Source organism: Streptomyces sp. NPDC051822, from assembly GCF_044452745.1.
GTDB lineage: Bacteria > Actinomycetota > Actinomycetes > Streptomycetales > Streptomycetaceae > Streptomyces.
This window is the reverse complement of record NZ_JBITBZ010000010.1, coordinates 1-17,104: the sequence shown is the minus strand read 5'-3', so window position 1 is coordinate 17,104 and position 17,104 is coordinate 1. Positions and strand designations below refer to the sequence as shown.

At 74.0% G+C, this 17,104-nt stretch carries 16 protein-coding genes and 2 pseudogenes; 10 read left to right on the top strand and 8 right to left on the bottom strand.

Annotation, left to right across the window (positions count from 1 at the left end; translation table 11 throughout):
* Nucleotides 1–53 precede the first annotated feature (53 nt).
* Entirely contained in the window at nucleotides 54–1,235 is a 1,182-nt protein-coding gene (locus ACIA8N_RS26805; protein ID WP_365785649.1) for a glycosyltransferase, read from the top strand.
* On the opposite strand, the gene ACIA8N_RS26800 is transcribed toward ACIA8N_RS26805, so the two are convergent.
* The 3 genes from ACIA8N_RS26800 to ACIA8N_RS26790 all read right to left on the bottom strand — a co-directional run bounded on the left by ACIA8N_RS26800 (nucleotide 1,232) and on the right by ACIA8N_RS26790 (nucleotide 2,763).
* On the bottom strand, nucleotides 1,232–1,603 hold the full coding sequence (locus ACIA8N_RS26800; protein ID WP_365785647.1) for a hypothetical protein: 372 nt from the start codon (nucleotides 1,601–1,603) through the stop codon (nucleotides 1,232–1,234). The two genes, ACIA8N_RS26805 and ACIA8N_RS26800, sit on opposite strands and share 4 nt — an antisense overlap.
* Before the next feature lie 105 nt (nucleotides 1,604–1,708).
* Nucleotides 1,709–2,383 carry an NUDIX domain-containing protein gene (locus tag ACIA8N_RS26795; protein WP_365785645.1) on the bottom strand — a complete coding sequence of 225 codons (675 nt, stop codon included), beginning with the start codon at nucleotides 2,381–2,383 and terminating at the stop codon, nucleotides 1,709–1,711.
* Nucleotides 2,380–2,763 carry a DUF4406 domain-containing protein gene (locus tag ACIA8N_RS26790; RefSeq protein WP_365785643.1) on the bottom strand — a complete coding sequence of 128 codons (384 nt, stop codon included), beginning with the start codon at nucleotides 2,761–2,763 and terminating at the stop codon, nucleotides 2,380–2,382. The genes ACIA8N_RS26795 and ACIA8N_RS26790 overlap by 4 nt, the downstream gene beginning before the upstream one ends.
* A gap of 50 nt (nucleotides 2,764–2,813) precedes the next feature.
* Between ACIA8N_RS26790 and ACIA8N_RS26785 the strand changes: the two genes are divergently transcribed.
* Nucleotides 2,814–3,572: a DeoR/GlpR family DNA-binding transcription regulator gene (locus ACIA8N_RS26785; protein WP_365785641.1), complete on the top strand. Its 759-nt coding sequence runs from the start codon at nucleotides 2,814–2,816 to the stop codon at nucleotides 3,570–3,572.
* 5 nt (nucleotides 3,573–3,577) lie between these two features.
* Here the strand turns inward: ACIA8N_RS26785 and ACIA8N_RS26780 are convergent, their stop codons facing one another.
* Nucleotides 3,578–5,665 (bottom strand): AAA family ATPase, encoded by a 2,088-nt coding sequence (locus ACIA8N_RS26780; protein ID WP_365785639.1) that lies wholly within the window; start codon nucleotides 5,663–5,665, stop codon nucleotides 3,578–3,580.
* A 322-nt stretch (nucleotides 5,666–5,987) separates the two neighbouring features.
* On the opposite strand from ACIA8N_RS26780, the gene ACIA8N_RS26775 reads away from it, so the two are divergent.
* Nucleotides 5,988–6,683, top strand: coding sequence for a phosphoribosyltransferase family protein (locus ACIA8N_RS26775; RefSeq protein ID WP_365785637.1), 696 nt, complete (start codon nucleotides 5,988–5,990; stop codon nucleotides 6,681–6,683).
* Between the two features lie 112 nt (nucleotides 6,684–6,795).
* On the opposite strand, the gene ACIA8N_RS26770 is transcribed toward ACIA8N_RS26775, so the two are convergent.
* A complete protein-coding gene (locus ACIA8N_RS26770; RefSeq protein WP_365785728.1) occupies nucleotides 6,796–7,005 on the bottom strand; it encodes a hypothetical protein in 210 nt (69 codons plus the stop codon).
* 348 nt (nucleotides 7,006–7,353) lie between these two features.
* Between ACIA8N_RS26770 and ACIA8N_RS26765 the strand changes: the two genes are divergently transcribed.
* The 5 genes from ACIA8N_RS26765 to ACIA8N_RS26745 all read left to right on the top strand — a co-directional run bounded on the left by ACIA8N_RS26765 (nucleotide 7,354) and on the right by ACIA8N_RS26745 (nucleotide 14,202).
* The gene (locus ACIA8N_RS26765; RefSeq protein ID WP_365785635.1) at nucleotides 7,354–7,758 is read left to right on the top strand and encodes a ChaB family protein; all 405 of its coding nucleotides are present in this window, start codon (nucleotides 7,354–7,356) and stop codon (nucleotides 7,756–7,758) included.
* Nucleotides 7,759–7,836: 78 nt separating this feature from the next.
* Nucleotides 7,837–9,783 carry a transketolase gene (locus tag ACIA8N_RS26760; protein ID WP_365785633.1) on the top strand — a complete coding sequence of 649 codons (1,947 nt, stop codon included), beginning with the start codon at nucleotides 7,837–7,839 and terminating at the stop codon, nucleotides 9,781–9,783.
* Between the two features lie 466 nt (nucleotides 9,784–10,249).
* The gene (locus tag ACIA8N_RS26755; RefSeq protein ID WP_365785631.1) at nucleotides 10,250–11,938 is read left to right on the top strand and encodes a carbamoyltransferase C-terminal domain-containing protein; all 1,689 of its coding nucleotides are present in this window, start codon (nucleotides 10,250–10,252) and stop codon (nucleotides 11,936–11,938) included.
* A gap of 477 nt (nucleotides 11,939–12,415) precedes the next feature.
* Nucleotides 12,416–13,597, top strand: a complete 1,182-nt coding sequence (locus tag ACIA8N_RS26750; protein ID WP_365785720.1) for an alcohol dehydrogenase catalytic domain-containing protein — start codon at nucleotides 12,416–12,418, stop codon at nucleotides 13,595–13,597.
* 122 nt (nucleotides 13,598–13,719) lie between these two features.
* Nucleotides 13,720–14,202 carry a hypothetical protein gene (locus ACIA8N_RS26745; RefSeq protein WP_365785629.1) on the top strand — a complete coding sequence of 161 codons (483 nt, stop codon included), beginning with the start codon at nucleotides 13,720–13,722 and terminating at the stop codon, nucleotides 14,200–14,202.
* Between the two features lie 169 nt (nucleotides 14,203–14,371).
* Here ACIA8N_RS26745 and ACIA8N_RS26740 read toward each other — a convergent pair.
* Nucleotides 14,372–14,716: pseudogene (locus ACIA8N_RS26740) on the bottom strand (DUF6328 family protein); the annotation flags it as partial.
* On the opposite strand from ACIA8N_RS26740, the pseudogene ACIA8N_RS26735 reads away from it, so the two are divergent.
* Nucleotides 14,715–15,468: pseudogene (locus ACIA8N_RS26735) on the top strand (NAD-dependent epimerase/dehydratase family protein); the annotation flags it as partial. The pseudogenes ACIA8N_RS26740 and ACIA8N_RS26735 sit on opposite strands and share 2 nt — an antisense overlap.
* On the opposite strand, the gene ACIA8N_RS26730 reads toward ACIA8N_RS26735, so the two are convergent.
* Together ACIA8N_RS26730 and ACIA8N_RS26725 are read right to left on the bottom strand one after the other, a co-directional pair.
* Nucleotides 15,468–16,151, bottom strand: a complete 684-nt coding sequence (locus tag ACIA8N_RS26730; RefSeq protein WP_365785627.1) for a DUF6766 family protein — start codon at nucleotides 16,149–16,151, stop codon at nucleotides 15,468–15,470. The pseudogene ACIA8N_RS26735 and the gene ACIA8N_RS26730 overlap by 1 nt on opposite strands.
* Before the next feature lie 81 nt (nucleotides 16,152–16,232).
* Nucleotides 16,233–16,634 carry a hypothetical protein gene (locus ACIA8N_RS26725; RefSeq protein ID WP_365785625.1) on the bottom strand — a complete coding sequence of 134 codons (402 nt, stop codon included), beginning with the start codon at nucleotides 16,632–16,634 and terminating at the stop codon, nucleotides 16,233–16,235.
* A gap of 199 nt (nucleotides 16,635–16,833) precedes the next feature.
* On the opposite strand from ACIA8N_RS26725, the gene ACIA8N_RS26720 reads away from it, so the two are divergent.
* Nucleotides 16,834–17,001 (top strand): hypothetical protein, encoded by a 168-nt coding sequence (locus ACIA8N_RS26720; RefSeq protein ID WP_365785623.1) that lies wholly within the window; start codon nucleotides 16,834–16,836, stop codon nucleotides 16,999–17,001.
* Nucleotides 17,002–17,104: the final 103 nt, after the last annotated feature.

The following is a 17,104-nucleotide window of genomic DNA, read 5'->3' as shown; positions in this document are numbered from 1 at the left end:
ACGAAGTGCGTGTGTTGTTGTCGACGTACGGGTCGCGCGGGAGCGTCGAGCCGATGGTGGGACTCGCGGTGCGGCTGCGGGAACTCGGCGCCGAGGCGCGGGTGTGCGCGCCGCCGGACGAGGAGTTCGGCGAGCTGCTGGCCGGTGCAGGCGTGCCGATGGTGCCGGTGGGGCAGCCGGTGCGCCCCCTCGTGACCTCGGTGAAGCCCGGTTCCGCCGTCGGACTGGCGCAGCGCGCGGCCGATCTGATCGCCGCTCAGTTCGGCCCGGTCGCGGCGGCGGCCGAGGGGTGCGACGCGCTGGTGGCGACCGGGCCGCTGCCGGTCACGGCCGGGGCGCGGTCGGTGGCCGACGCACTGGGCATCCGCTATGTGCACGCGAGCCATCAGCCGGTGGTCCTGCCGTCGCCGTACCAGCTCCCGCCCGGGCGGCGGGGGCGGCGGCTGCCCGACGACGTGGACGACAACCGGAAGCTGTGGGAGGTGGACGCGCGGAACGCGAACGAGATGTTCGGCGCGGTCGTCAACGCCCACCGGGCGTCCATCGGTCTGCCCGCCGTGGACAACGTCCGCGACTACGCGTTCACCGAGCGGCCCTGGCTGGCCACGGACCCGTTCCTGAGCCCGTGGCGGCCGACGGATCTGGCCGTGGTGCAGACGGGGGCGTGGATACGGCCGGACGAACGTCCGCTGCCGTCCGACCTCGTGACGTTCCTGGACGCCGGCGAACCGCCGGTCTACGTCGGGTTCGGCAGCATGCCCCTGGGCGGTTCGAAGGAGCTCGCCCGGGTGGCCGTCGAGGCGCTCAGGGCGCGGGGCCTGCGGGCGATCGTCTCGCGCGGCTGGGCCGGCCTGGACGTGGTCGACGACGGGGACGACTGCCTGGCCGTCGGAGAGGTGAACCATCAGGCGCTGTTCGCCCGGGTGGCCGCCGTCGTGCACCACGGCAGTGCGGGCACCACGACGACGGCGGCCCGGGCGGGTGTTCCTCAGGTGGTGGTGCCGCAGGGTGCCGACCAGCCGTACTGGGCCGGCAGGGTGTCCGCGCTGGGTGTCGGGGTGGCACACGACGGACCCCTGCCGACCGTCGCGTCCCTGTCGGCCCTGCTTGACGCGGCCCTGCTCCCGGGGACCAGGGCGCGGGCGGCCGCTGCGGCCGGGACGGTACGGCCGGACGGGACGACGGTGGCCGCGCGCCTGCTGCTCGACGCCCGCGATCCGAACGAGAGGCCCTAAGCGTCGGCGCGGGCCGCCCGGCGGGCCCAGAGGATCAGCGGGATCTGGAGGGGAAGCCGGGCGTACGCGAGGGTCCTGGCGGGTGCCGGGCGGTGCCGCCAGTCGTAGGCCATCTTCACGTTGGCGGGGAAGACGCCCGCGAAGAAGAGGGCGGTGGCGTGGGCGCTCGCCCTTCGGGTCGCCGGATGGGCGAGACCGGCCGCCAGGGCGAGCTCCACCGCCCCGCTCGCCGCCGTCCAGGTCCGCGGGCTGCCCGGCAGGGCACGCGGCACCGTGGCGTCGAACCGCTTCGGGGCGACGAAGTGGGCCACGCCCGCGGAAGCGAGCAGTCCGGCGAGCAGCAGGGCGGAGCGTGCGGGCGTGGGCATCGGATTCCTTCGCGACGAGGAACGGTGGTTACTGGACGGTAAGTATGCCGGACCGGGGGGCGGGACACCATGGGTCCGGCGGCCGGCGGTCCGCCCCCTCGACGGCTACTCGGTGCGGAGGCCGGCGAAGGGGCCGTCCAGGGCGGCCCATTGCAGGAGGAGGATGGTCTTGCCGTCCGTCACGCGGCCGTCGCGGACCATGGCGAGGGCCTCCGTGAAGTCGAGTTCGAGGACTTCGATGTCCTCGCCCTCCTCCTCGAGGCCGCCACCACTTCCCGTGCGGTCGGCCGGGGTGTAGGGGGCGGCGTAGAAGTGGAGGCGCTCGGTGACGGAGCCGGGGCTCATGTAGGCGTCGAGGACGTGGGTGAGCGGGCCGAGCGTGACCCCCAGCTCCTCGGCGCTCTCGCGCCGGACGGCGTCGAGCGGGTCGTCGCCGTCGAGCAGGCCCGCGGCCGCTTCGACGAGCATGCCGTCCGGGTGGTCGTTGACGTAGGCGGGGTAGCGGAACTGGCGGGTGAGCAGCACGCGGCGGCGTTCGAGGTCGTACGGCAGGACGACGGCCCCGTCGCCTCGGTCGTAGGTCTCGCGCTGCTCGGTGACCCAGCGCCCGTCGCGGCGCCGGTAGTCGTACGTGGTGCGACGCAGGACGTGCCAGCCCCGGGAGGTGAGCTCCACGTCCCGGACCACCACGTCGGGGTTGCGGTTCAGATCGCGGCCGGCCCGGTCGAGGCCGGTGCGGCCGCGGTGGTCGGGGACGTCGACGCCGGGGCGGCTCGTCACACGGTCTCCCGCGCGGTGCGGCGGGGGATCTCGGCCACGTCGTGGTAGACGGGCAGGCCGCGGCGGCGGGCGGTGGCGACGTCCTGGTCGGCTCCCGCGGAGTCGCCGGGCAGGCGCAGTACGGCGTCGCAGTGGGCGAGCAGGCGGTCGGCGGTCGGGTAGAGCACCTGGTCGGCGAGGGGGTCGGCGGGGCCCGCACCGGCCGACCGGAGGACGGGCAGCGCGATCCATTCCCCGATGACGGGGAGGTGGCCGGTGGCGAAGACGGGCCAGGCGGCGGCTTCGAGGCGCGCCAGGTTGGCGGCCATGGCCTGCGGATCGCCGTCCGTGCCGGAGCGATAGGGGCCGGCGATCAGGATGAGCATGGGCTTGTCGGTCATGCCGCGCTACGATACATGCAAAAACGTGCAATAACAGGAGAGAATGCGGAATGCTGGCTGCTGAACGGCGCGACCACCTGCTCGAACTGCTCGCCCGCGAGGGCAAGATCGTCGCGAAGGACGTCGCCGCCCGACTGGGGATCTCCGAGGACAGCGTGCGGCGCGACCTGCGCGACCTCGCGACCGAGGGACTGTGCCAGCGGGTCTACGGCGGGGCGCTGCCCGTATCGCCCGCGGTGGTCGACTACGCGGCCAGGCAGAGCGTGGCGACCGACGGCAAGCGCAAGGTCGCCACGGCGGCGGCCGCGCTGGTCCGGCCGGGCAGCGCCCTGATCCTCGACGGCGGTACCACCGCCCTGGCCGTCGCCCGTGCCCTCCCGCAGGACCTGGAGTGCACCGTGATCACCCACAGCCCGACAATCGTGGCCGCGCTGCTCGAACACCCCCGGGCCGAGCTCTTCCTGCTCGGGGGCCGCGTCTTCAAGCACTCGGCGGTCGCCTGCGGGGCCGCCGCCGTCGAGGCCGCGCAGAACGTCTCGGCCGACCTCTGCCTGCTCGGTGTCACCGGCGTGCACCCCGAGGCGGGGCTGACGACCGGAGACGCCGACGAGGCGGCGATGAAGCGCGCGCTGGCCGCACGGGCGGCCGACACCCACATCCTCGCGTCCTCCGAGAAGATCGGCACGGCGTCACGGTTCCGCGTGCTGCCCTGGGAGGAGATCACCGGGCTCATCACCGACGCGGACCCCGGCCATCCGGTCATCGAGCAGCTCACCGCTCGGGGCGTGGAGGTCCTGACGGCCGGCTGACGGCCTCATCCCTGCGGCCAGGTCGCTTCCGTCGCGGAGGGGCGCGCCCCGCTCCGCGTTCCCGCGCGGGGCACCGGCACGAACGGCTTGTCGTGGCGCACTGCGGCGTCGGCGGCGCCGTCGGCGGAAGGCTCCAGGTGGTCCAGCAGGCGGCGCAGCGCCGCGCGGGCCTGGGGAGCGGTGTCCGGGCCGGTCGCGAGGTGCGTCAGGGCGCGCTGGGCCCGGCGCCGTGCGCGGCCGGTGCGGCCGGCGCTGTGGTCGGCGAACGCGCGGGCGTGCTGGGCCAGTGCCGTGGCCCAGGCGTCGTCGCGGTTGCGCGACTGCGCGAGGGCGCGACGAGCGGTGCCGGCGGCGGCCTCGGGGTCGGTGTGGGCCTGCACGACGGCGAGCGCGGCCAGGCTGACGCTCGGTGGGGGGCCGCCGGGCGCCGACTCGGGGACGGCGTCGGCCGCCTGGCGGTAGTACCGGACGGCCGCCTCCGGGTCGCGCCGGTGCCAGGCCAGCGTGCCGTGGACGTGGGAGATCCGCCCGATGAGGGCGTCGTCGCCTGCCATGACGGCGGCCGGCCAGGCGACGTCCAGGAGCCGCCGGGCGGTGCGCGGGTCGTGGGCGGCGGTCAGCCAGGCCGCCAGCCACTGTCCGCGGGGGGCGAGCGGGCTCCCGGCCGGGAGGTGGGGCAGGAGGCCGAGGAGGAGGGCGCTGCCCTCGCGGCCCTGTTCGTGGACCGTCCACCAGAACCAGAGACTCAGCACGACCTCAAGGGCTTCCTCGATGTGCTCGGCGTCGGGCGGGCGGCCTTCGGCACCGGCCAGCGCCCGGGGGGCGAGCGCCATGAGGTCGTCGTACTCGTCAAGGACGGTCTGCAGCGCCTGGTGCTGCAGACCCATGTGCCACAGGGTCTCGGCGACCGCCGCCACGCCGCGGTAGTGGACGGCGTGCCGGGCCAGGGCGCCCGGCAGCTCCCCCGCGCCGCGGAGCCGTTCCGTGCCGAAGTCCCGTGCGGCGCGTGCCATGCGGTAGCGGGGCCGGCGCACCCCTCCCGGTTCTCCGAGCGCGCGGAGCACCCCGGTGGCGCTCAGCAGGGCCAGGCAGGAGGGCACGAGGTCCGGTTCGACGCCGGCTCCGGAGCACAGGAGTACGGCGGCGGCCTCGGTGAACGCGCCCTCGAAGACGCTCGCCCGGTGCCACACCGTCCGTACGAGCGGATCGCAGAGCGTGTGCACCGCGCCGATGGACGCGTACAGGGAGCGGTGCCGCCGGAGCGCGGGGCCGGGGCCGGTCAGCCAGCACTGGTCCGCCTCCAGGCGGGCGGCGAGTTCCCGGAGCGTCAGGTCGCCCAGCTGGCCCGCGGCGAGTTCGATCGCCAGGGGGACGCCTTCGAGGAGGCGGCAGACCCTGCGGACCGTGGGCAGCTCGGAGGCCCGCACCGGTCGGCCGCCGTGGGCGCGGGAGGGCGTGCGGGACAGGAAGAGCGCGACGGCGGGGGACGGCTCCGGCCCGCCCGGAGGGGCGTCGACCTCCAGCGGCGCGACGCGGATCACGTGCTCGTCGCCGAGCCCGAGCGCGCGGCGGGCCGTGACGAGGACGCGCAGACCCGGCACGTCCATGAGGAGACGTTGGACCAGGCCCGCGCACTCGGTGTGTACGGGGTCGATGTCGTCCAGGACGACCAGAAGCGCCTCGGTGGGTACGGCGCGCGCCGCTTCGGCGATGTCCACGCCCTCGCGCACGACGGCAGGGGTACGGCGGAGGGACGGGACGCCCTGGCCGGGCGGCGCCCCCGCGGCGGCGCTGAGGGCGCGGAGCAGCCTGGCCGTCAGCGCGCGTGGTCCGACGGGCACACCGTCGTGCCAGCGCACCCGGACCGCGGCCTGCCCCGTCTCCCCGGCCGGGGAGACGGCCAGGGCCCGGGCGAGCCGGCTCTTGCCGATGCCGGCGGCTCCCGTCACGGTCACCAGCCGGTGCAGGGCCAGGGCGGACCGCAGTTCCGCCAGTTCGCCCTCGCGGCCGACAAGCCCGCGCGTTCCGCGCGACCGGTCCCCGGGGTCGGGACCGTAGCCGTCGACTCGCGTCCATACGTCGGGATGCTCCACAGCCTGTCGCCACCGCTTCCGTCGGGGACGCCGCACGCGGGCCGGAACCCGCAGGCCACGGGTGCAGAACCGTCACTGCAAGCGGCGTCACGGCTACCCCAACGCGCGACCGGCGCGCCGAGTGGCGCCCGGGGCCGCCGGACCACCCTCCGTGACGAACGACAGAACGCGTGACGCAATACATGCGCGCCATACGAAGGACCCGCCCCAGACGGCCATTTCCGGGCCTGAACGGGGTACTCGCCCGACAGTTCGGGCCGCCGGGGGCACTGGGCCGTTCCTCGGCGGCGTACGGCGGTACCAGCGGGAAGGGTGATATCCGATGCGGTTCCACGACCATCGGCAGGCGGGACAGGAACTGGCCGCCAGGCTCGTCGAGTGGGCGGCCGCCCACAGCCTCGTCGAGCCCGTCGTGCTCGCCCTTCCACGCGGCGGCGTGCCCGTCGCGGCGGAGGTCGCCCGTGCGCTCGGAACACCGATGGACGTCCTGGTGGCGCGCAAGATCGGCCTGCCGGACCGGCCCGAGATCGGCGTCGGGGCCATCGTGGGCGAGGACGCGCCCGTGTTCGACGAGGAGAGCCTGGCGATGCTCGGGATGGCAGAGGACGAGTTCGCCCCCGAGGTCGGACGGCAGAGGGCCGAACTGCACCGCCGTGAGGATCTGTACCGGCAGGGCAGGCCGGAGCCGGAGACCGCCGGGCGGACCGTGGTCCTCGTCGACGACGGGCTCGCCACGGGCGTGACGGCGCGCGCCGCCCTGCGCCATCTGCGGGGCACGGATCCGGGCCGGCTGATTCTCGCCGTGCCGGTCGGCTCACCGGAGGCCGCCGAGGCCATGCGCCGCGAGGCCGACGACGTGATCTGCCTGTACCGGCCGGACTCCTTCCGGTCCGTCGGCGAGTGGTACGAGGAGTTCCCCCACGTCACCGACAACGAGGTGATCTCCACGCTGCGCACCCCCGCGATCAGCCCCGCCGGTGGGCCCGGGGGCCGGGACGGAGCTTCACCCCGAGACTGAGCCCGCCCGTCGGCTCACGGTGAACCCCGGATGCACCGGGAACGTGCACGGTGAACCTCGGGTGCACGGTGAGCCCGGGGGCTCACGGTCAACCGAGGTTCGTGTTCTGCGGTCAGCCGGCCTTCCTCTTCCGGCCGGACTTCCGGCCGGGCGCGGATCCGGGCTCGGTCTCCGGCGCCGGCTCGTCGACCATGGGCTCCGGGTCGTGCCACTCCTCGACCCGCGTGGGCCGTCCGGACCTGACGAGGCCCTCGGCCTCCTTCTTCCGTTCGTCGTCCAGCTTCGGGCCGGACTTGGAGCTTCCTCGATCCGGTCGGTTCATCCTGCGCCTCCCGTCCCGCGCGGACGTGGGTCCGCGCGTACTCGCATCGGCTCGGGCTGCCCGTAAGGCCTGCGGCGTGCGGCGTGCGCTCCGCCGTGCCGGTCGGCGCCTGCCCGACGGGGCAGGCCGTAAACGACCTCCGGGTGAGGCCGTGACGACCCGCCGGGTGAGGCCCTCCTCCGGCCCCGCCGAGCCTGGTCGCCCGCCGGTTCGCGGCACCGACCCCGTTTGCGGCGCGGTCCCGGGGGCACCGCTGGGTGGGACCGCGACGAGGCGGCCGGGCGGAGGGTGCCCGCCGCCCGGTCCCGGAGCGTCGTACGACGTCCCCGCACATGACTGGAGGTGACCATGCCAGGACGAGAGGAGCTTCCCTCGACCCTGGAGCGCTCCCCGAAGGCGGCGCAGCGCACCTGGATCAAGGCGCACGACTCGGCCGTGGAGCAGTACGGGGAGGGCGAGCGAGCCCATCGGGTCGCCTTCAGCGCGCTCAAGCACACGTACGAGAAGGTCGGCGACCACTGGGAGCGCAAGGAGCACGGCCGCAAGGGCCCGTCCGACCCGCGGGCCGGCACCGCCCGGGAGCGGCCCGCCCGCAGCGGTGAAGGCGTCGACGAGAAGGCCACCAAGCAGCACCTGTACGAACTGGCACGGCGGCTGGACATCGACGGCCGCTCACGGATGAGCAGGAGCGAACTGCTGGAGGCGATACGCAAGGAGAACCGTACGAAGACGCGCGAAGCCCGCTCCGGATAGACCCGCGGACCCGCTCCGGACGGACGGGGGACCGCCTGGACCCCCTCGTCCGTCTCCCCGCGTGAAAGGACCTGCGCCATGACCGCACCCCCCACCACCGCCCTCGGCCCCGCTAGCGATCTCGACCAGGTCTTCGAGCTCGCCCAGCAGCTGCGGGTCGACTCCGTGCGGGCGAGCACCGCCGCCGGGTCGGGGCACCCCACCTCCAGCCTGTCCGCCGCCGACCTCATGGCGGTCCTGATGACCCGCCACCTGCGCTACGACTGGGACGCTCCCGACGATCCGGCGGCCGACCACCTGGTCTTCTCCAAGGGGCACGCCTCGCCGCTCCTGTACGCCATGTTCAAGGCGGCCGGTGCGATCGGCGACGACGAGCTGATGACGACCTACCGCCGCTCCGGCCACCGCCTCCAGGGGCACCCCACGCCTGTGCTGCCGTGGGTGGACGTGGCCACGGGCTCGCTCGGCCAGGGCATCGCGTACGGCGTCGGGATGGCGCTGGCGGGCCGGGAGCTGGAGGGCCGGTCATACCGGGTGTGGGTGCTGTGCGGTGACAGCGAGATGACCGAAGGCTCCGTGTGGGAGGCCCTGGACAAGGCCGGGCACCACCGGCTGGCCAACTTCACCGTCCTGATCGACGTGAACCGTCTCGGGCAGAGCGGGGCCACCGAGCTGGAATGGGACACGTCGGCCTATGCCCGCAGGGCCGAGGCCTTCGGGTGCCGGGCGATCGTGGTCGACGGCCACGACCTCGCGGCCGTCGACCGGGCCCTGACCACGGCCGCCGACGGACAGGCGCCCACCGTGGTCGTCGCCAGGACGGTCAAGGGGCGCGGTGTGACGGAGGTGGCCGACAAGAACGGCTGGCACGGCAAACCGCTGCCCGGGGACATGGCGGACCGTGCCGTCGCCGAACTCGGCGGCGTACGCGACCTGCGGGTGCGCGGCCCCCGGCCGCCCGACGCGCCGCCGTCCGGCGCGTCGGCGACCGGCGGGGCGGCGGCGGGCGTGACGGCGTCCGGCGTGACGGCGGCGGGCCGGACGGGCGAACCGCCCTCGCCGCCTCGTTACGACGTCGGCGACGAGGTCGCCACCCGGGTCGCCTTCGGCAGCGCCCTCGCCGCTCTCGGCGCGGCGCGGCCCGATGTCGTCGCGCTCGATGCCGAGGTCGGCAACTCCACCCATGCCGAGGACTTCCGCACGGCCCATCCGGAGCGGTACTTCCAGACGTACATCGCCGAGCAGCAGATGATCGCCGATGCCGTCGGCATGGCGGTGCGCGGCTTCCGCCCGTACGCCACGACCTTCGCGGCCTTCCTGACGCGCGCGCACGACTTCATCCGCATGGCCGCCGTGTCGCAGATCGACATGGCCCTGTGCGGCACCCACTGCGGTGTCGAGATCGGCGCGGACGGTCCTTCGCAGATGGGCCTGGAGGACCTCGCCATGATGCGGGCGGTGCGCGGTTCGACCGTTCTCTACCCCAGTGACGCCACCTCGGCGGTCGCCCTGACCCTCACCATGGCCGATCTCGACGGCATCTCCTACCTGCGCACGACCCGTGGGGCGTACCCCGTCCTCTACGCCGACGGCGAGGCCTTCCCGGTGGGCGGTTCCAAGACCATCCGCCACGGTGACCACGACGAGGTCACCCTCGTCGGCGCGGGTGTCACCGTCCACGAGTGCCTCGCCGCCGCCGAGCGGCTCGCGGCCGACGGCGTCCGTGCCCGCGTCGTCGACCTGTACTCGGTGAAGCCGATCGACTCCGAGGTCATCGCCCGCGCGGCCCGGGACACCGGCGCGCTCGTCGTCGTCGAGGACCATCATCCGGAGGGCGGGATCGGCGAGGCCGTCCTGTCGGCTCTCGCCACGGACGCGCGGACCGGCTCCTCCGCCTTTCCCGCCTTCGCCCACCTCGCCGTCACCGGCCTTCCGGGCTCCGGCACGACCGGGGAACTCCTCGACGCGGCCGGCATCTCGCGCTCCCACATCGTCCGCACCGCCCGCGCACTGGCCGAGCGCTGAAGCCCGTTCCGGGCCGGGGCAGCTCTCTGTGACCACGGTCATCCGGCCGCCGTCGCCGCTTCGCGTACCACCACTGCCCGGACGGGAGGGGAAAGGTCCGGGCAGCGGCAACGGGCCCCTGCCCGGACGGTGCCGGTCCATGCACCGCTCTTGCGGAAGCTCCGCACCTGATCGGGAATGTCCGTATCCGAGGAGTAGCGCTGCTCGGCACGGGTAGCCGCCCGGCCGGGTTCCAGGTGGACGCTCCGGGACACCCGGACCGGCCCGAGACCCTCCGGACCGACTGCGGTCTTCCGGACCGGCCGTGGTCCGCCGGACCGGCCGAGGTCCGCCGGACCGGCCGAGGTCCGCCGAACCGGCCGAGAGGCTCCGGCGCGCGTCCCGATCCGCCCCGACCCGCCCCCCGCTCCCCTTCCGTTCAGCGTTCTGGGGGCGAGCTCCCCCGCCGACACCGGAAAGGCCCCCCATGCGTGTACTCGGCGTCAACGCCCTCTTCCACGACCCCGCCGCGGCCCTGGTCGTCGACGGCATCACCGTCGCCGCGGCCGAGGAGGAACGCTTCTCGCGCCGCAAGCACGGCAAACGGCCCGTCCCCTTCTCCGCCTGGGAACTGCCCGAGCAGGCCGCGCGGTGGTGCCTGGAGGTGGCCGGGATGCGGCCCGCCGACCTGGATCTGGTCGCCTACTCGTACGATCCGGAGCTGGCCCGCACCGCCGAGGAGCTGGGCCTGGACGACCCGTGGGACAGTCTGCGCCAGGCGTACGCCCGGTGTGCCCCCGGCTTTCTGTCGACCGCCCTGCCGGGCCTCGACCCGGCGTCCGTGCGGTTCGTCGGGCACCACATGGCGCATGCCGCGTCCGGCGCGTTCGGCGCGGAGGCGGCCGAGAGCTCGTCGGTCCTGGTCCTCGACGGACGCGGGGAATCGGCCTCCCACCTGGCCGCACGACGGCTCGGCAACCGGCTGGAACCCCTGCGCGCGCAGGGACTCCCGCATTCCCTGGGGCTCGTCTACGAGGAGCTGACCGAGCACCTCGGGTTCCTGCGCTCCTCCGACGAGTTCAAGGTGATGGCCCTCGCCTCGCACGGGACGCCCAGGATGCTCGGGGAGCTGCGGCGGTACGTCCGTCCGACGGGCGACGGCGGCTTCCTCGCCCACGGCGTGCCCTGGGCGGAGCTGTGTCCGCCCAGGGCCGCCGACGAGCCGTGGACCCAGGCGCACGCGGACGTGGCGGCCAGTACCCAGGCGGTGCTGGAGGAGACGCTGCTCGATCTGGTGCGCTGGCTGCACGGCCGGACCCACGACGGTGTGCTCACCCTGGCCGGCGGCGTCGCCCTGAACTGTGTGGCGAACTCGCGGATCGCCCGGGAAGGCCCGTTCTCCCGTGTCTGGGTGCAGCCCGCCGCCGGTGACGCGGGGACCGCCCTGGGCGGGGCGCTGCTGCTGTCGGCGGAGGCCGGGGAGGACCCGGCGCCGATGCCGGGGGCCGCCCTCGGCAGGGAGTGGTCGGACGCGGAGCTCGCCGGGCGGCTCAAGACGGCGGCCGTGCCGTTCGAGCGCCCTCCCGACATCGCCGCGACCGTGGCGGAGGCGCTGGCCGCCAACGGGGTCGTGGCCTGGTTCCAGGGGCGTTCCGAGTACGGCCCGAGGGCGCTCGGACACCGTTCGCTGCTCGCGCACCCGGGGCACGCCGGGAACCTGGAGCGGCTCAACGACATCAAGGGGCGCGAGCAGTTCCGGCCGGTCGCGCCCATGGTGCTGACGGAACGGTCCGCCGAGATCTTCGACGGGCCGTTGCCCAGCCCGTACATGCTGTTCGTGCACGACGTGGCGCCGGACTGGCGTGAGCGGATACCCGCCGTCGTGCACGTCGACGGCACGGCGCGGATCCAGACGGTGGACCGGCTGCAGGAGCCGCTGGTGGCCCGGATGCTGGAGGAGTTCGAGCGGCTGACGGGCCTGCCCGTCGTCGTCAACACCAGCCTGAACACGGCGGGCCGGCCCATGGTCGACGATCCCCGGGACGCGCTGGAGTGCTTCGGCTCGACGCCGGTCGACCTGCTCGCGATCGGCCCGTTCGCGGTCCGCAGGGCCGACATGTTCCACTCCGGCCGCCAGAGCTGGAACGCCGGGACCGGCGAGGGCGGTGCCCGGTGAACGGCCGCCACACTCCGGCGCGTTACGCCGTGGTCGTACCGACCCTGGGTCGGCCGAGCCTGACCACGTGCCTCGACGCCCTGGCGGCGTCCACGGGCCCGCCGCCGTCCCGGGTCGTCCTCGTGCACGACCGGCCCGGCAACGGCGGGAGCGTCCCCGAGCTGCCGGTTCCCGAGGCGCTCCGCGCGATGACCGTGGTCGTCCCCGGGCCGGCCCGGGGCCCCGCCGCGGCACGGAACACCGGTGTCACCGCGCGCCTGCCGCGAGCTGATCGACGCGCTGGCCGCTCGCCGCTTCGACCGGGCGCTCGTCCTCGTCTCGTACCACCCGAGTCCGCTGCCCGCCGCGCTGCTGCTCCGGCTCGCGGAGGTGCCCTGGATCGGCGCCGACAGCGAGGACTCGCCGCCCGCGCGCCGATGGTCGCGACGCCGTGAACCGCCCTGCGCGGCGCGGCGAGAAGGGAAGGAGGTGGCCGTGATGAAGGCCGTCACATGGCAGGGCAGGCGGCGGGTCTCGGTGGAGACGGTGCCGGATCCCGCCATCCAGGAGCCCACCGACGTGATCGTGCGGATCACGACGTCCGGGCTGTGCGGATCCGACCTCCATCTGTACGAGGTGCTGGGGCCGTTCCTCGATGCGGGGGACGTGCTGGGGCACGAGCCGATGGGCGTGGTCGAGGAGGTGGGCTCCGAGGTACGGCGGATCAGGCCGGGCAGCCGGGTCGTGGTCCCGTTCAACGTCTCCTGCGGCACGTGCGCGATGTGCGCGCGCGGACTGCACTCCCAGTGCGAGACGACGCAGGTGCACGCGTACGGCACGGGGGCGGCCCTGTTCGGCTACACCAAGCTGTACGGGCAGGTGCCGGGTGGTCAGGCCGAGTACCTGCGGGTGCCGTTCGGGAACAGCCTGCCGATCCCGGTGCCGGAGGGCCCGCCGGACGACCGCTTCGTCTACCTCTCGGACGTGCTGCCGACTGCGTGGCAGGCCGTCGAGTACGCGGAGGTGCCGCCCGGCGGCTCGGTGGCGGTGCTCGGGCTCGGCCCCATCGGCGACATGGCCTCCCGGATCGCCCTGCTGAGGGGAGCCGGCCTGGTCATCGGGATCGATCCCGTACGGGAGAGGCTCGACCGCGCGGCGGCCCGGGGCGTGCACACCCTGGATCCGTCCGAGGACGACGGACTGGTCGACCGGGTGCGCGACCTGACGGACGGCCGGGGGCCCGACGCGGTCGTCGACGCCGTCGGCATGGAGGCCCACGGCGCGCCGCTCGCCCGCGGTCTGCAGTCGCTGGTCGGCCATCTGCCCGACGCCCTCGCCGGGCGCCTGATGCGCCGTTACGGCGTCGACCGGCTCTCCGCGCTGCACCTGGCGGTCGAGTTGGTACGCCGAGGGGGCACCGTGTCGCTGGCCGGGGTGTACGGGGGTGCGGCCGATCCGATGCCGCTCCTCGTGATGTTCGACAAGCAGATCCGGCTCCACATGGGCCAGGCGAACGTCCTGCGCTGGGTGGACAGGCTGCGGCCCTTCCTCGGGGACGACGATCCGCTGGGACTCGACGGCTTCGCCACGCACCGCCTTCCGCTCGCGGAGGCACCGGACGCCTACGAGATGTTCCAGACCAAGCGGGACGGCGCGGTCAAGATCCTCTTCAAGCCGTGAGGCCTTCGGCGTACGGGCCGACGAGGGAACCTCTGCCCCGGCGTGTGCGGGACACGGCAGCGGGTAGCCGCCGCGGCGAGACATCCGCGCACGAGGAGTGCGTACCGAGGAGGTGGTGCGTGATGTCCCCCAGCACCGTAGGAGGGTCCGCCGGCCGCCGCGGGCGCCGGACGGTCCCGGGCGTCCTGGCGGCGGCGGGCGCGGCGTTCGTACTCGCCCTGACCGGATGCTCCGACGACGACGGGTCCGGCGGCGCCGCGGACGAGCGCGCGGAGGCCACGACGGCCGTGTGCGAGGAGTTGACGGGTCTCCAGGGCCACAGCACCGAGATGCGGAACCTGGACCCGTCGGAGACGGTTCAGGGCATCCAGGACATCAGGGCCGACATGTCCGACGACATGGGGCAGATCCAGGACGCCGCCGAGGAGGCCGGCGTGAACACCGACGCCCTGCAGGCCGCCTTCCGGGAGCTGGACGTCACGATGGACCACCTGGACAGGAACATGACCGGGCCGGCGGCGGTCGACCAGGTCACCCCGTATCTGGACAAGCTGGACAAGGAGATCACGAACACGGAGAACCTCGCCGGATGCGTCCCTGAATGAGGCGCGCGGCCGATGCCGTATGAGGCACGCGAAGCCCCTGACGCTCCTTGCCGTCAGGGGCTCCGCCATGGTCGGACGCCGCTATGGCGTCCGCGTGGTGTCGCCGTTCGCCCCTCCTGATCGGCCGCGGCGCAGCGCCCTGCGCCGCAGGCGGTAGGGAAGGACGTACCAGCAGAGCCTTCTTGAGGCGCAGTCCCGAGAGGCAGCGGTGGATGGAGACCGGGGCGATCAGCGCGGCGGTCGAGGAGACGGCCAGGACGACGGTGCCGACGTGCAGTCCCCGGTCGAATCCGCCCAGTTCACCGAAGCGGGGCGTGAAGGCGAGGCTCAGCAGGAAACCGAACAGGATCTGCACACCGGTCTGGGCGACCCGCGTCTCCTGAAGGATCTCCTGCCATCGTCTGTTCACCCGCTCACGGTCGGCCTCCGGTGCGCGGGGAAGGTGCGGCAGGGGCGCCGTCTCCTCTTCCACGATGCGCCGTCCGGCCTCCGTCAGGCGTCTCGTCGTGGCCATGACGTCCTCCTCGGTGGGCGGGCCCCGTCCTGCGACAGGCGGTGCCCGGCGGAGAAACGGGCAAACGGGCGGCGCCGGCTTCGTCGGTCCCACCTGTGCGCCGCACTGCTCGACAGCGGAGGACGCGTGGCGATCATCGCCGGCTTCCTCCCCCACCCGGGCTTCCGTCTGCACGAGGCGAACGTCTCGGAGCCGTTCCGGGTCGACCCGCCGCCCGATCTCGTCCTCCACTTCGCATCCCCGGCCTCCCCCGCCGATTATCTGAGGCTTCCGCTGCACACCCTGGAGGCCGGCAGTCTGGGCACGCGCAACGCCCTGGCGCTCGCCCGCGCCGCACGTGCCCGCTTCGTCCTGGCCTCGACCTCCGAGGTGTACGGCGATCTGCGGGAGCACCCGCAGAACGAGCGGTACTGGGGCAACGTCAACCCGGTGGGGCCGCGCAGCGTGTACGGCGAAGCGCTTCGGCGGGGCGCTGACCACGGCGGAGTCCTCGGAGCACGGCACCGACGCCTGTGCCGTGCGGCTCTTCAACACGTACGGGCCGCGGCTACGACGGCCGTGCCGTGCCGACCTTCGTCCGCCAGGCCCTCGCCGGTGAACCGCCGACGGTCACGGGTGACGGGCTGCAGACCCGCTCGCTGTGCTACGTCGACGACACCGTGCGGGGCGTGCTCACGGCGGCGGCGCACGGGATGAACGGCCCCGTGAACCTGGGCAACCCGACCGAGATCACCATGCTGGACCTGTCGCGTCAGCCCTCCACCCCGGTCGCCGTGTGGGGGGCGCCCACCGGCTTGGACTCCGGGGAGCCGCGCTGCCTCAGGTAGACGGAGAGGATCACCATGGAGGCGACGGCGAGCAGCTCGGACTGCCAGTTCTGCAGCGTGCGGTTCCAGAACTCGGCGGAGAGGACGTACGTGCTCCAGCCGACCGGATCCTGGAGCTCGCGCAGCTCTCCCTCGTTGTAGGTGACGACGCCGGTGACGGACTGGGCCAGCCAGGACATCAGGAAGATCAGGCACATCACGATGCCGAGGGAGTTCGAGTAGAGGCTCTGGCGCAGTCCGCCGGCGGAGGCGGCGCGGGGCGACCCGGCGGTCGCGTACGCGCCGGTCTTCTGCCGCTCGTCCGACTCCCGGCCGATGCTGTCGAGCTGCTTCGACTCCGGCGAACCGCGCTGGACCAGCCAGACGGTGCCGTAGGCGAAGAGGAAGAACTGGAGGAACTCCGACTGCCAGTTCTCGGTGACGTCGACGAGGAAGTCGGAGGTCAGCACGTACTCGCCGCATCCGACGGGGTCCAGGGCGTACGAGCGCAGCACCGTGTTGAGTTCCGCGCAGCCGGCGAAGGCCTGGGCCACGAGGGTGAGCAGGAACGCCGTGCCGAAGGCGAGGGTCAGGCCGTTGTCGCGGAGGAAGCGCACGGGGCCGCTCATCGCTGCATCAGCCCCACCGTCAGCGCGAGGGCGAGGCCCGCGGTGACGGTCGCCAGACAGAGCACGAACACGGTACGCACCTCAGTCCCCCTTCACTTCGCACCGGGCCGGGCGTCCTGGCCTCGGCGTACAGCCGGCCGCGGTGACCTTCCAGCCCTCCGGGAAGGAGGCGAGGAAGACGCTGTCCCGTGCGAACACGACCCTGGCCTGCTCTCCGTAGACGTCGGTGGAGAGCGGTTCCCCGGCGACGGTGTCGAGCCGCAGCGCGGCCAGGGCGGTGGGGCAGGGCCCGTCCTGCTCCAGCTCCTCGCGGGTGGCCGGCGCCAGCGCCTCGCAGGCCCGTGCCTCGTCGGAGGCGCGCAGCGCCGCCCCGAAGCCGAGGGCGGCCGACCGCGCCGCGGACGCGCGTTCCTCGACGCTCCCGCATCCGGCGAGCCCGAGGCACAGGGTGCTCATCAGGAGACAGGCGGTGATCGGACGCATGGAGCGAGGATGGACCGCCGTACGGCAGCCGCTCCGGTCGTATGGTCTGACACGCGCAGGGTTGACCCGTGCGGCGTACCGGCCGGGGAGAGCCGCGACGGATAAGCGGCGTGTCAAGCGGGGTGGAACGGGTAGTCGCAGGTGGCAGTTGACCCGACCACCAGAGGGCCGGATCTGTCGACCTCAGGAGGTGTCGGCCGTGGAGGACGTCAGCAGCACCATCCGCTCCGCTCGGACCGGGGAGGCGGGCGCGGGCCGGATCAGGACCTGTCGGCCCGCCTTCCGGGAACTCGATGTCGAGCAGTCCCCCGAGACGGGGGGTCAGGAACGTGACCCGGAGCCGCAGATCGTGCGCGGCGAGGACTGAAGCGCCGAGCTTGCGATCGAAACCCCCGGTCGCGGGGGGGGCCCCCCCCCCCCCGCGGGGGGGGGGGGGGGGCGGCGGGGGGGGGGGGGGGGGGGGGGGGCGC